Below are 12,606 nucleotides of genomic sequence, written 5' to 3' on the forward strand. Positions count from 1 at the left end.
CACGTTCCTCAAAAAACGTCAAAAATGATGATGTAAAAATTTTTCGCGATGACGAAATCATCGCATATTAGATTGCTCAGGAGGGTTAATCAATGCCTATTACCGTACATGCTTATACTTCACTAGAAAATGACGAAGTGCGCAGCCAGCTTGAGCGACTGTATGACACAAGCCCGGAATTTGGAGATGGGCAGGATGCCATTGAACAACTAGAGCAAAACTTGGCTCAGTATACCTTAGTTTACACAGCAGAATTTAATACTAAGTTGATTGGGGCAATTTGGTGTACCGGACAAGGGGAAAGTAGAGTTTTGGAAAATATTGTAGTGCATCCAGCTAACCGTGGACGCGGGGTTGCGGAACGCCTGGTGAGCGAAGTCTGCCGACTGGAAGAAGAAAAAGGCGTTAAAGTTTTTGAACCGGGGTGTGGTGCCATTCATCGTTGCTTAGCGCATTTAGAAAAAATTTAAGCTTGAATACCTTATAAAAAAGCAGCGATTGCGCTGTTTTTTTATGCCTAAAAATAGTACTGGGTTAAATAATAAATTGAGTTTTAAATAAAAAATAAGCAAATAACTTGGAATTTGCTGCAAAAATAAACGTTTGTTTAAAAAAGCATAAAACCTGCTTGACTGAAAAACACTTAAACTGTTTAATACGCGACATCGGCGTGATAGCTCAGTAGGTAGAGCAACGGATTGAAAATCCGTGTGTCCCCAGTTCGATCCTGGGTCTCGCCACCATATTCAAAATCTATTCCAAGATTTCAATCCCTGATCCCATCAGGGATTTTTTTTGGGTAAAAAATATTCAATCAAATGAAAATGTGATGAATTATGTTGACTATTGATGACAGATACGGCTTAATACACCGCATCGGCGTGATAGCTCAGTAGGTAGAGCAACGGATTGAAAATCCGTGTGTCCCCAGTTCGATCCTGGGTCTCGCCACCATATTCGAAAAAACCTCAAACAATGTTTGAGGTTTTTTTTTGTCAGCATTTTTTTCGTCTGAACTTTTTTCATATAAAATAACCGCAATAACAATTCGAGAATAAAAAATGAAAAGAATCGGATGTTCAATATTCATTTTACTCTCTGTTCTGCTGACTGCCTGTGGTGGTAGCGGAAGTGGAGATCACTTTAACTCTTCTTTTGAGAAAACTTTTACCTTCGGTTCACAAACCTATGTTTGTCGCAGTGAAAAAGCGGCCAATGCTTGTGACGGTGCGAGTCAGGACTGTTCAGCATGTGAATTACATTCATCATCTTCGCCTGTGATTACTCAGGTATGTGCTCAGCCGGTAGAGAATACGCATAGAGTAACAACCGATGGCTGCGTGTTAAGACTCACCAATGATACCCAAACAGGCATTTGTAATTCTGAAGGGTTGAGATTGCTTTCAGGCATTAATTGGACTAAACAGCAAGTGAGTACTGGTATATTATTTTCACGTGGCAGTTTAAGTATCACGGTCGGAAACCTGACTGAAACCATCACCTGTAATCCATAATCATGAAATTTTTCATGGTGCTTCTGGTTGGCATCCTCTGCTTTGGATTGGGTTATTTTGTTGCCCCATCCAAGCCTGAATTTGTACCGCCTGTTCCTGAACCTCGTCAGGATATTGCTGTGGAAAATTTTATCCAGACAATCCAGCAAAAAGCGCAGGCTCAGCCTGAAGATGACCTTGCATTACAACGGCAGCTAAAAAATCAGAAAGTGCAGGTTAATTCAGTCATAGATAGCGCGACCACTGCACAGGTCAATAAATATCTGGAACAATCCTTTCCGGGCTATGACTTGTCCAATATTCAAAATAAGCACGTATTTGCCAAACGACTGGTCAGTGAATTTGTTGATGCAAAAAATGATCCGAATGAAGTCTTGGTAGGAAAAGCTACAGTGACGACTCAGCAACAATATTCAGCGGGTGGGGTGTTGCCGAGGCAGATTTATGCCGGACAGCAACTATTTGCGCATTTTGATACTTTGGGGAAAGTACCCAATAACGAGCAGGTCTTTGTACGCTGGAGCAACCGGTCTACAGGGGAAGTGCTATTTTTTATGCCACAGCGGGTCAGTGTCAATCGGGAGCAAAACTGGGTCAGCTTTAATCCAGTTAATGGATGGAAAGTGGGTAGTTACGATGTTAAATATTATCAGTTGAATGATCAGCTCAATTCGATTGCCCAAACCAGTTTTAAAATTGATCAGGTGATTGATTGAATTAAGGAATATTTTGAGAATAATTCAATGAAAGACCTGTTTTCCAATCATAGTCTTCGCTATAAACAAGCCCGCCCAAATTATTCCATCCAAATTGTGCAAGAAATTTTAAAGCATGTTCCGGAACGGAATTTCGCATGGGATTGTGGAGCGGGGTCTGGACAATTCACCCAATTATTAGCCCCGTATTTCGATCATGTAGTCGCAACCGATATCAGTGAAGCACAGTTGCAGCAAGCGCCTTATTTTGAAAATGTCAGCTATCAGGTGCAAGCAGCCGAGCAGACCAGTATTCCTGCACAATCCATTGATTTGGTTACGGTGGCTCAAGCCATTCACTGGTTTGACTTTGACGCATTTTATACAGAAGTCAAACGGGTGCTTAAACCGCAAGGTGTGTTTGCTGCCATTGGTTATGGTCTGATTGAGGTGCAGGATGCTGCGATTAACAGTTTGGTTCAACAACTGTACTTTGACACTTTAAACGACTATTGGGACAGTGAGCGCCGTTATATTGATGAGTTGTATCAAACCATTCCATTTCCTTTTAATGAACAGGCTGTAGCAGAGATGTATTTACAATATCAATGGTCACCACAGCAACTGTTGAATTATTTAAAAACATGGTCAGCACTGAAACATTATCAGGATAAAAATGCTCATGACCCGCTTCAACTCATTTCAAACGCTTTACAAGCTGTGCCTGAAAATTTAGATGTAACATTTCCTGTACTTTTACGCATTGGAATGCGAGAAAAATAACGATTGTGGCAGAGGTTTTATATCGGCAGGACAGCATAAGCAGCAGGAGATAAAAATCTGATTTATAGAAACATGATTCAGCGTACAGCTTTTTTATAGCAGCAGATCTGATGTTTTTTAAGATAGGAAATGAGATGGTTTTTTAACGAAAGTTAGAATGTCCCGCAAGACCACCGGTCTGGGGCAACTGGCTGAAAGGCATATACGCTATACAATTACAGGTGTCGACGGTTGTTTGTTTACTTCAATTCATTGTTGAGTAGAACTGCCATGAAGCTCCTAAAAAATTTGTCCTGTGCAATCGTAGCGCTTGCCGGAAGTTTTTCCATTTCCTCTACTTTTGCCGATATGGCGAATGCCCCTAGATTAAGTCCCTTAACAGAATCTGAGTTAAGAGCGGAAACCACACGCCTAATTCAATATAAAGAAGATCCTCAACAAGAGAGAGCTTTGCAGCATCGAATTATGCAGATCCAGATGGATACTCAAAACTTTGTTGTTGATCCCACGATTGTAGCGATGATAGATCTTGTGCCTGATGGACCAATGCCAGATATAAACAGCTTGCCATTGGCATTGCAGCAATATGTTTTGGCCATTGCACAAGGTTTGCAATCAGCTGATCCAAGAGAAGGCTTGTATATTATACTCGCGAATTTTGGTATAGACCGTAACGCAACCACTGTGCAAATTGCTCGAGAGCAACTTTCATTGGGTGTTTTGGAAAATACTTCGCTAAATGAAGCAATCAGAGAGTTGCAGCAACAGCGAAGAACGATACCAAATAATGGCATTCGCTAGTTGGGCAGTATTCAGATAAAAATATTTTTCCTTATCACTAAAAAAAGGATGCTCATCAATGGCATCCTTTTTTTACAGCTAAAATGCGTTACCGCAGATTAAGCAGCAGATTTTTTAAACCAAGAGAAGAATGATTTTTTCTCGGCTTTTACTTCAGTTTTAGCAGCATCCGCTTTTTCAGCAGTTACTTCTTTTACTTCGGCAGTTTTTTCAACAGTTGCATCTTTCATTTCAGCAGTTTTTTCTACAACTGCATCTTTTGCTTCAGTTGCTTTAGCAACAGTCACGTCTTTAGCCGCAACAGTTTTAGCGACAACTGCATTTTTAGCTGCTACGGTTTTAGTCACAGTTACATCTTTTCCGTTAACCGCTTTAGCGACTGCTGCATTTTTTGCAGCAACTGTTTTTTCTGCAGCAATTTCTGTTTTAACTTCAGCTTTTTCTTTTGTTATTGCAGCTGCTGCTTTAACAGTGCTGGCGGTGTGAATGGTATCTGCTTTTACTTGTGCTTTTAGCGCGGCTACTTGAGCCGCTGGAGTTGTTTCTACAGCGGTCGCAGCCATAGCAGATGTAGTCGCTGCAACTAAAGCGATAGCTAAAGTAGTCTTAATCGTATTCATGATGATTACTCAATTGTGAGAATAAAGAGAAATTTTGTACTTTTTATATTAACGCCTGAGATACTGATCTTTTTAAAGTGAAGGACTTAATGATGTTTAGTTGTGTGAATATTCAACTAAATTTACAGAGCGATAACAGGATGTTGCAGAGTGGTTACATGTGTTTGAGTTTGTAGTCCCATCCAGGTTTGATGAAATAGAAATTAATATTATTGATGTTAAATGGGTTGCAAGCTTTGGGTTTTGTCCAGAAAAGCTATCATGCAGTTGAACAAAACCATTTCATCCTTTCAAACATGACAGTTTTGCAATAACACTGTCATCTACTGTTCAAATTTTGTTGCTAGATTAAAACGGTCGTAAAGATCACAACATAAAATCTAGGCAGGTGAGTCATGAAAACCATACACGTTTTTGATGATATTCAGCATGTGTATAGTGAGTTTGTTGCTAATAAAAACTATCCAAAATTAGAAAGCTTAAACAACAGGGGTAAAAATCGTTTTTTCTTTAATCAATACTTTGAAATGATTGAAGGCTGGCATCATACCGAGCAGATTGTGATTCAGTTTAATCAGCAATATTTCAGTTTGGATACCGGTAGTGCTCCCGACTTTATGGATAAAGAAAAATATATGGAATGGTTGCGCGAAGAACTGTTGCAGTAAAAAATATTTTTATCTAGCTTTTTAAAGCCCCCCCAAAAAAAACTGTCCGTACCGGGCAGTTTTTTGCTTTTGATCCGGCAGGGAGTATGCATAAATGGAATGCAAGCAGCTTATTTCAATCTGCGGTTGAACGGGCTATGCTAAAACATCGTCAGCGAATTGATTTCAGCCCAACCACCGATGCTTTGGAGTGCAGTCTTTTATGCAACAGCTTATTTGTTATAAAGAACTTCCTGTCTGGACACAGCAGAGTATTCCGCAAGGTTTTAAAAATCAGCACAATACCAAAGCCGGTACCTGGGCAAAACTGACCGTATTCAAGGGTGAGCTGCATTTTGCCATGCTGGATGAATCGGGTAGCGTACAGTCCGAGCATGTGTTTAGCTCAGAGCAGCAACCTCCTTTTATTGAGCCACAGGCATGGCACAAGATTGTTTCTGCCAGTGATGATGTGCAATGTCAGCTCAAGTTTTACTGTACGCCACAAGATTATTTTTATAAAAAGTATCAGCTTTCACCCACTCACTCAGAAATCTTGGCTGCTACGCCGTATTTGCAAGGTAGCCGTGCTTTGGATGTCGGCTGCGGGCAGGGGCGTAATGCGCTGTATTTAAGTCAGCATGGTTTTGAAGTGGATGCCTGGGATGTCAATGAAAACAGTCTGCAAAAGTTGAGGCAGATTATTCAGAGCGAGCAGATTGATAATATTCATGTACAGCAGCGTGATTTAAATGTAGACCCAAGCATTACAGGTTGTTATGACTTTATTTGCTGTACTGTGGTGATGATGTTTTTGCAAGCCAAAACGGTGAAACCCCTCATTGCACAGATGCAACAAGCGACTAATGTGAATGGTTTTAACCTGATTGTCTGTGCGATGGATACAGATGATATTCCTGCACAGCCTGACTTTCCTTTTGCATTTAAAGCCGGGGAGTTAAGCGCTTTGTACGAAGGCTGGAAAATTGTGAAATACAATGAAGATATCGGTGAGTTGCACCGGGTCGATGCGCAGGGAAATCGGATTAAACAGCATTTTGCAACGTTGTTGGCGCAGAGGGTTAAATAATAATTATTGATCTTTAGTTGTTTTATTAGGAATTTTTTGTTATTTATCTTTTTGATTTATAATAGTAAAAATATTTTTTACTTAATAAAGTTAACTTTAGCATATAAGAAACTGTATCGATGAGTGAAATAGAGACAAATGGCTATTTAATATGCAATAAATGCAATTCAGCAAATAGGGTTGTTGAAATAGGCCGTCAGGGTATTTATAAATGCGGTACTTGTAGAAATGACATCTTGGTTATTAATAAAGAAAAAAAGGGTTCTAAATTAATTCCTCTTTTAGTTGCTTCTGTTTTTATTGGAGCGGTAGGAGTATTTGGTATTGATCAAATACAGGAAAAGCTCAAATCACCAGAGATCAGATACTCTGAATTAAATACGAGTTGGTCGGATTGGCAAATTGCAGTTTTTGATCGGAACTGTAAGGCAAATTACTCACAGTTAAAGCCAAACTGGTCCTCTGAAAAAATTGCTAAAACATGTACGTGTTTTGTGGGTTATATTGTTGAAAGAACTGATTATCCTAAATCAGGAAGGTTGAGTGACGTCATAGTGAATGAGAGCAATAAAGAATGCCGTTAAATGAAAATCAACAAAATGAGCATGTAACAAAATTTCTAGAATTATTGGAAGTATGTTATGACGGAAAATTAAAGACCTTTAGTGATGAGTTTTCAAATTTTGATGATACTTTTTATGAAAAATTAAAAAAAGAAATACAACGTGCAAAAGCTGGAGCGGTTACATTGAAAAAAGAAGATATATTTAAAAAATATAACTTTTTTTTAGAGTATAGGCTTTGGGAAAAGAATAATAAGGATGTAAAAATGAAAAATTTTGACTTAAAAGTTGATGGATTAATTAAGAGTTTATGTAAATAAGGAAGGGAGCAAGAAGCTCCCTAATCTGGTTATTTACATGCTCCAGGAACACGGCACGCACAGCTGGATGGAGCATGACACGCATGATCATCTCCACATCTTGCTGCTATTGTGAAATCTGGGTAAGGGCCATACCATATTTCGTATAACTCTTTTGTTCGTTTAAATGTGTTTTCTAAGTTTTGTTGATCTAACTCATCATGGATTCCAAAATATGGATAATGGTGTAGATAAGATCCAAAAACTTTTAAACAATCCATGTGGTAGTTTCGTGTATCCAAAATATGAGCATGCCAGAACTCATCTACTAATTTGTTTGGTACAAGTGTTTCTTTTGGATAGAAATATTTAAGAGCTAAAAATCTTTTATATTCTTGCTCAGCAAACTGACATACGTCTTTTGACATAACAGCTTCTTTAGCTGACGTAAGTTTAAACTTTAATTTGTCAAAATTTAAAGCCTCGATAGATGCAGGTAAAATGGTGCTTTGTAGAGTTGCGTCGATTGTTAAATTAATTGCTAAATTTGTCATGAACTTATCCCTTTTCGAATGGTTGAAGTTTTGTAGTGATTAGGCTACGAAAGGAATAATGCCAGTTTGAATATATTCAAAAAGGGACAAATAAGGGACAAAAAAAACCCCGCATTAAGCGGGGTTTTTTTATCTAGGTATTTAAATCTTAAACACGTTCGATAATCGTTGCGATACCTTGACCCAAACCGATACACATGGTCGCAAGACCGATTTGTGTATCTTGCTGTTCCATTACGTTCAGCAATGTCGTTGTGATACGTGCACCAGAACAACCGAGTGGATGACCCAATGCAATTGCACCACCGTTCAAGTTCACACGGTCTTGCTGGTCATAAATGCCTAAGCCTTTAAGAACCGACAAACCTTGTGCAGCGAACGCTTCGTTCAATTCAAATGTTTGAATATCAGAAATTGACAAGCCAGCACGTTTAAGCGCTTTTTGCGTAGCAGGTACAGGACCGTAACCCATGATTGCTGCATCACAACCTGCAACCGCCATAGAGCGAATTACAGCGCGTGGCTTAAGACCTAATGCTTGCGCACGTTCAGCAGACATCAATAACATTGCAGAAGCACCATCAGACAACGCTGAAGATGTAGCTGCAGTCACTGTACCGCCTTTCGGGTCAAATGCTGGACGTAAAGCCTGGAACGCTTCAAGGTTAGCATCTGGACGAATCACTTCGTCGATGTCGCACAGGATTTTAAAACCGTTCTGGTCGTGACCTTCAACACCAATAATTTCGTTTTTGAAACGACCTTCTTGCGTTGCAGCCCAAGCACGGCGGTGAGATTCCACACCGAACGCATCCTGTTCTTCACGGCTAATGCCGTTCATACGACCTAACATTTCAGCGGTTAAGCCCATCATGTTAGATGCTTTTGCATAGTGTTTAGACGCTTCAGGGTTGATGTCGATGCCGTGCATCATGCCAACGTGACCCATGTGCTCTACACCACCGATGATGAAGATATCACCTTGGTTGGTTGCAATTTGCGCCGCTGCAGCGTGGATTGCCTGCATTGAAGAACCGCAAAGACGGTTAATCGTTTGACCTGCAACTGTTTTTGGTAAGTCTGCCAATAACGAGATGTTACGGGCAATGTTCATGCCTTGTTCTAGAGTTTGGTTGACACAACCCCAGATCAGGTCTTCAACTTCGTTGACATCAAACTGGTTACGAGCAACCAAGGCACGAACTAACTCAGCAGATAAGCTGTCAGCACGTACATTGCGGAACATACCGTTTTTGGTTTTACCCATTGCTGAACGTACGCCATCAACGATGACAACGTCACGTGGATTTAAAGTAGCCATTCACGTTGCTCCTTAACCGTAGAATTTTTTGTTGTTAGCAGCCATGTCACGCAACATTTGTGGCGCTTCATAAGCTTTACCTAAGTGTGCATATTTGTCGCAAAGCGCAACGTATTCAGCAACACCAGTCTGGTCGATGTAACGGCATGGACCACCGCGGAATGGAGGGAAACCTACACCCATAATCATTGCCATATCTGCTTCAGACGCAGTCGCTACAATGTTGTCTTCCAGGCAACGAACTGTTTCGTTACAGAAAGCCAGCATCATACGGTCAATGATTTCTTGCGCGTCAAATTCACGTTTTTCGCCAGTCACTACAGATGCAATCAATTCATACGCTGTAGGATCAACTTTTTTCGCTTTCTTGCCTTTACGGTCTAACTCGTATTTGTAGAAACCAACGTCATTCTTTTGACCTAGACGTTTGTTTTCATACATGGTTTGAATCGAACCTTTGAAGTCCGGTTTCATACGGTCAGGGAAGCCTTCAGCCATGACTTCTGCACCGTGAACGCCGGTATCGATACCAACAACGTCCATCAAGTAAGCAGGACCCATAGGCCAGCCGAAACGTTCCATGACTTTATCGATTTGCTGGAAGTCAGCACCGTCTTTAAGCAATAGGTCAAACGCGCCGAAGTAAGGGAACAATACGCGATTTACCAGGAAGCCCGGGCAGTCATTCACGACGATTGGTGTTTTACCCATTTTTTGAGCAAGAACCACAGTCGTTGCAATCGCTTCGCTTGATGTTTTCTCACCACGGATCACTTCGACCAACGGCATCATGTGAACTGGGTTAAAGAAGTGCATACCGACGAAGTTTTCAGGACGTTGTAAGCTTTCTGCTAAACGTGTGATTGAAATCGTAGAGGTATTTGATGCAATGATGGTGTTTTCACGAACTGATTTTTCAGTGTCCGCAAGAACCGCAGCTTTGATTTTTGGATTTTCGGTCACTGCTTCGATCACGATGTCCACTTCTTTAAACTCTTCCAAGCTTAAAGTCGGGCGGATGCGAGCAAGGGTTTCACCCATTTTCGCAGGGGTCATTTTTTTGCGTTCAACTTGTTTGGTCAACAATTTGTTCGCTTCAGACATACCTAACGCAAGTTGCGGGTTACCAATGTCTTTCATGATGATTGGTGTGCCTTTGCTTGCCGCTTGGTAAGCAATACCGCCACCCATGATACCCGCGCCTAGAACAGCCGCCTGGTTCACTGGATGTGCACCTTTTTCATGTTTTTTCGAAGTTTTCTTCACCAGCTGGTCATTGATGAATAAACCAATCAATGCACCCGCTTGTGGAGTAACTGCAGCTTTAGCGAAACCTTCCGCTTCAACTTTTAATGCTTCGTTACGTGGAAGGCTTGCACCTGCTTGTAAAGAATCAAGAAGAAGTTTAGGCGCAGGGTATTGAGCAGGGTTTGCTTTCGCAAGAACCACGCCTTTAGATGAGTTAAACGCCATCATCTGTTCGATTGGGCTGAGTTTAACTGGATCGAGTTTTTCCTGACGTTTTGCTTTCCAGTCTAGGCGACCAGCAATGGCTTGTTTTACCAAGTCAATTGCAGCTGCTTGAAGTTTGTCAGCAGCAACCACCGCATCAACAGCACCATCTTTCAGTGCAGCATCAGGGCGTTTAGGATTAGCCATCGCCATCCATTCAACTGCATTGTCGATACCAATCACACGGCTTAAACGAACCGTACCACCAAAGCCCGGGTAGATACCAAGTTTGATTTCTGGAAGGCCGACTTGAGCAGCTTCAGACATGACACGGTAATCACATACCAGGCACATCTCAAAACCGCCGCCCAATGCCATACCATTGATTGCAGCAACTTTAGGAATATCTAAATCTTCAAAGCTGTTGAAGATTTCGTGAACAGGCATTGCCCAATCCACAATTGCTTTTTCGCCTTGAGCAAAGTTATCACCAAATTCAGTGATGTCTGCACCTACGATAAATGTTGATTTACCAGAGGTAACGATTAAACCTTTAATGTCGCTGTTGGCTTTAACGGCGTCAATTGCCGCTTTAAAGTCTTCAATCGTTGCACGGTTAAATTTGTTGACCGACTCACCTTGTAAGTCAAAGCGGAATTCTGCAATTCCGTCCGAAAGCATTTGGACGGTAATGGCATTGCCAGCGTGGATCATGCCTGATCTCCTTTATTTTGGAGGACTTATTAAGTTGATGTTTTGAAGCATGTACGCATTTCCCGCGCACATCGAGCTTCGCTAATCTTACGATAACTATATCCAAAAAGAACATAACAAGTTGTATCAAGCGGTGACGCAAGGGTCATCAATTTTTTTTCAACACACCCTTGTAGTGGATCGCTCTGCTTTTACTGTACTTTGTAAAAATGTGATGAACTTTTTGTTTAAATTAAGGTTTTTTAATCATTTTGTGGCTATTTATATCGGGTATAAGTTTTCAATTTCAAGTTTTTTATGGGGCAGTTTTAGTCAAAATGGTCAATTGAGCTCAATTTTTCCCTCAATGAAGTCGTAGTTGTTGCAAAGTTTTAAGCTGAAGATTGCAAATCGGCAGTGTTGACGCGTATTGCATTGAGATAAAAGTGAACGAAGGTTGCAGTCAAATGCTCTGCCAAATGTTTGACTGCATAGAGGGGGATTTAAAGGATTGTTTAGATGATTATTCGGGATGAATCATCAATTGCCCATCCGCATGGCTCACAGTAAGCAGCGATTTTTCCGGATAATTTAAAAAATAAATTGCCAGAATCGGTTCCAGTTCAGTGCGCATTTTACGCGCCAAATGGCGTGCGCCAAAACGAATATCGTGATCTTTGTAGAAGTGTGCTTTGGCAGCATCAGTTAAAACTACAGCACGCTTTTGATGTTGCAGGCGTTGATTGAGTTTTTCCAGTTCAATTTCCACCAGCTTCGGCAGGGCATTTTTCTGAACCGCCTGATAATGCAAAGTGCGATCAATCCGGTTTAAAAATTCAGGATCGAATTTTTTAAACATCACTTTTTCAATAATAGTTTTAGTCGGTATTTTTTTAAGGCAAATATCCTGCATTTTCTTGGGTAGAAAATTCAGTTTATCCAGATATTGCTGCGCAGCTTGTGCACCGACATTACTGGTCATAAAGATCATGCAGTTACGAAAGTCGATGGTTTTTGTACCGGACGTCAGGGTGAGTTTTCCAGTATCCAGTATATTCATTAAGCCACGAATCACTTCGGTGGAGGCTTTTTCCAATTCATCAAACAGCACAATCCCTGGGCGGGTATGTGAACCGGCAATCGCTGTTTCATCAAACAGGCTATGACCTTCTTTGGAACCGACATAACCGGGAGGTGCACCGGTAATGGCTGCGGCATAATGTTCTTGCGCCAAGGTGTTCATATCAATACGGCAAAAAGCATCCGGGCGAGCATAAATTGCCTCGGAAATTAAACGCACGGTTTCGGTTTTCCCGACACCAGTTGGCCCCAGCATTAAAGTCACCGATAGCGGACGTTCAGGACTGGAAAAATCGGCTTTGACCACATGCAGCATTTTTTCGATTTCTTGCAGTGCAGCATCCTGTCCAATAATGCGAGCATGTAACAATTGCATCACCTGTTTAGGTTCAAAATGAAAACGCGATTTGCCAATCAATTTATCTTTTTCAGATGTGCTATGCGTTGCGGTTACCGGCTTAACGATATGCATGGCATGATTGTGGTTCGTCATT

The 12,606-nt window shown here is 41.0% G+C and carries 14 protein-coding genes and 2 tRNA genes; 11 read left to right on the forward strand and 5 right to left on the reverse strand.

The annotated features are described in order from the left end of the window. The first annotated feature begins 92 nt into the window (after positions 1-92). From HLH16_RS03310 to HLH16_RS03340, 7 genes are all read left to right on the forward strand, one after another. Entirely contained in the window at positions 93-470 is a 378-nt protein-coding gene (locus tag HLH16_RS03310) for an acetyl-CoA sensor PanZ family protein (protein ID WP_131290718.1), read from the forward strand. A 197-nt stretch (positions 471-667) separates the two neighbouring features. After that, positions 668-743 (forward strand) — tRNA-Phe (locus HLH16_RS03315). Positions 744-878: 135 nt separating this feature from the next. Next, positions 879-954: transfer RNA gene (locus HLH16_RS03320), tRNA-Phe, on the forward strand. Positions 955-1,061: 107 nt separating this feature from the next. Next, positions 1,062-1,514 carry a hypothetical protein gene (locus HLH16_RS03325; RefSeq protein WP_171528243.1) on the forward strand — a complete coding sequence of 151 codons (453 nt, stop codon included), beginning with the start codon at positions 1,062-1,064 and terminating at the stop codon, positions 1,512-1,514. Between the two features lie 14 nt (positions 1,515-1,528). Next, complete coding sequence (locus HLH16_RS03330; protein ID WP_171528244.1) at positions 1,529-2,230, forward strand: hypothetical protein; 702 nt, start codon at positions 1,529-1,531, stop codon at positions 2,228-2,230. A gap of 27 nt (positions 2,231-2,257) precedes the next feature. Then, positions 2,258-2,992, forward strand: coding sequence for a class I SAM-dependent methyltransferase (locus HLH16_RS03335; RefSeq protein WP_171528245.1), 735 nt, complete (start codon positions 2,258-2,260; stop codon positions 2,990-2,992). A gap of 270 nt (positions 2,993-3,262) precedes the next feature. Next, positions 3,263-3,793 (forward strand): hypothetical protein, encoded by a 531-nt coding sequence (locus tag HLH16_RS03340; RefSeq protein ID WP_250850219.1) that lies wholly within the window; start codon positions 3,263-3,265, stop codon positions 3,791-3,793. A 98-nt stretch (positions 3,794-3,891) separates the two neighbouring features. Here the strand turns inward: HLH16_RS03340 and HLH16_RS03345 are convergent, their stop codons facing one another. Beyond that, positions 3,892-4,413 (reverse strand): hypothetical protein, encoded by a 522-nt coding sequence (locus tag HLH16_RS03345; RefSeq protein WP_171528246.1) that lies wholly within the window; start codon positions 4,411-4,413, stop codon positions 3,892-3,894. A gap of 395 nt (positions 4,414-4,808) precedes the next feature. Between HLH16_RS03345 and HLH16_RS03350 the strand changes: the two genes are divergently transcribed. From HLH16_RS03350 to HLH16_RS03365, 4 genes are all read left to right on the forward strand, one after another. Beyond that, complete coding sequence (locus HLH16_RS03350; protein WP_131290707.1) at positions 4,809-5,081, forward strand: hypothetical protein; 273 nt, start codon at positions 4,809-4,811, stop codon at positions 5,079-5,081. Positions 5,082-5,283: 202 nt separating this feature from the next. Then, positions 5,284-6,150, forward strand: a complete 867-nt coding sequence (gene tehB / locus HLH16_RS03355; RefSeq protein ID WP_171528247.1) for an SAM-dependent methyltransferase TehB — start codon at positions 5,284-5,286, stop codon at positions 6,148-6,150. Between the two features lie 119 nt (positions 6,151-6,269). Continuing rightward, entirely contained in the window at positions 6,270-6,734 is a 465-nt protein-coding gene (locus HLH16_RS03360) for a hypothetical protein (RefSeq protein ID WP_171528248.1), read from the forward strand. Next, the gene (locus HLH16_RS03365) at positions 6,725-7,033 is read left to right on the forward strand and encodes a hypothetical protein (protein WP_171528249.1); all 309 of its coding nucleotides are present in this window, start codon (positions 6,725-6,727) and stop codon (positions 7,031-7,033) included. Before HLH16_RS03360 ends, HLH16_RS03365 begins: the two co-directional genes overlap by 10 nt. A gap of 29 nt (positions 7,034-7,062) precedes the next feature. Here the strand turns inward: HLH16_RS03365 and HLH16_RS03370 are convergent, their stop codons facing one another. The 4 genes from HLH16_RS03370 to HLH16_RS03385 form a co-directional block, all read right to left on the reverse strand. After that, positions 7,063-7,566 (reverse strand): glycine-rich domain-containing protein, encoded by a 504-nt coding sequence (locus HLH16_RS03370; RefSeq protein ID WP_171528250.1) that lies wholly within the window; start codon positions 7,564-7,566, stop codon positions 7,063-7,065. Positions 7,567-7,714: 148 nt separating this feature from the next. Further along, positions 7,715-8,887 carry an acetyl-CoA C-acyltransferase FadA gene (gene fadA / locus HLH16_RS03375; RefSeq protein ID WP_171528251.1) on the reverse strand — a complete coding sequence of 391 codons (1,173 nt, stop codon included), beginning with the start codon at positions 8,885-8,887 and terminating at the stop codon, positions 7,715-7,717. 12 nt (positions 8,888-8,899) lie between these two features. Beyond that, entirely contained in the window at positions 8,900-11,053 is a 2,154-nt protein-coding gene (fadB, locus tag HLH16_RS03380) for a fatty acid oxidation complex subunit alpha FadB (protein ID WP_171528252.1), read from the reverse strand. Between the two features lie 502 nt (positions 11,054-11,555). Next, positions 11,556-12,605, reverse strand: coding sequence for an AAA family ATPase (locus HLH16_RS03385; RefSeq protein WP_171528253.1), 1,050 nt, complete (start codon positions 12,603-12,605; stop codon positions 11,556-11,558). Between the last annotated feature and the right edge of the window lies 1 nt (position 12,606).

The sequence above is a fragment of the Acinetobacter sp. ANC 5378 genome (assembly GCF_013004315.1).
Classification (GTDB): Bacteria; Pseudomonadota; Gammaproteobacteria; order Pseudomonadales; family Moraxellaceae; genus Acinetobacter.

Coding starts and splice junctions, on each gene's coding strand:
- HLH16_RS03310 (WP_131290718.1), top strand. CDS start 93: ATGCCTATTACCGTACATGCTTATACTTCACTAGAAAATGACGAAGTG.
- HLH16_RS03325 (WP_171528243.1), top strand. CDS start 1,062: ATGAAAAGAATCGGATGTTCAATATTCATTTTACTCTCTGTTCTGCTG.
- HLH16_RS03330 (WP_171528244.1), top strand. CDS start 1,529: ATGGTGCTTCTGGTTGGCATCCTCTGCTTTGGATTGGGTTATTTTGTT.
- HLH16_RS03335 (WP_171528245.1), top strand. CDS start 2,258: ATGAAAGACCTGTTTTCCAATCATAGTCTTCGCTATAAACAAGCCCGC.
- HLH16_RS03340 (WP_250850219.1), top strand. CDS start 3,263: ATGAAGCTCCTAAAAAATTTGTCCTGTGCAATCGTAGCGCTTGCCGGA.
- HLH16_RS03345 (WP_171528246.1), bottom strand. CDS start 4,413: ATGAATACGATTAAGACTACTTTAGCTATCGCTTTAGTTGCAGCGACT.
- HLH16_RS03350 (WP_131290707.1), top strand. CDS start 4,809: ATGAAAACCATACACGTTTTTGATGATATTCAGCATGTGTATAGTGAG.
- tehB (WP_171528247.1), top strand. CDS start 5,284: ATGCAACAGCTTATTTGTTATAAAGAACTTCCTGTCTGGACACAGCAG.
- HLH16_RS03360 (WP_171528248.1), top strand. CDS start 6,270: ATGAGTGAAATAGAGACAAATGGCTATTTAATATGCAATAAATGCAAT.
- HLH16_RS03365 (WP_171528249.1), top strand. CDS start 6,725: ATGCCGTTAAATGAAAATCAACAAAATGAGCATGTAACAAAATTTCTA.
- HLH16_RS03370 (WP_171528250.1), bottom strand. CDS start 7,566: ATGACAAATTTAGCAATTAATTTAACAATCGACGCAACTCTACAAAGC.
- fadA (WP_171528251.1), bottom strand. CDS start 8,887: ATGGCTACTTTAAATCCACGTGACGTTGTCATCGTTGATGGCGTACGT.
- fadB (WP_171528252.1), bottom strand. CDS start 11,053: ATGATCCACGCTGGCAATGCCATTACCGTCCAAATGCTTTCGGACGGA.
- HLH16_RS03385 (WP_171528253.1), bottom strand. CDS start 12,605: ATGACGAACCACAATCATGCCATGCATATCGTTAAGCCGGTAACCGCA.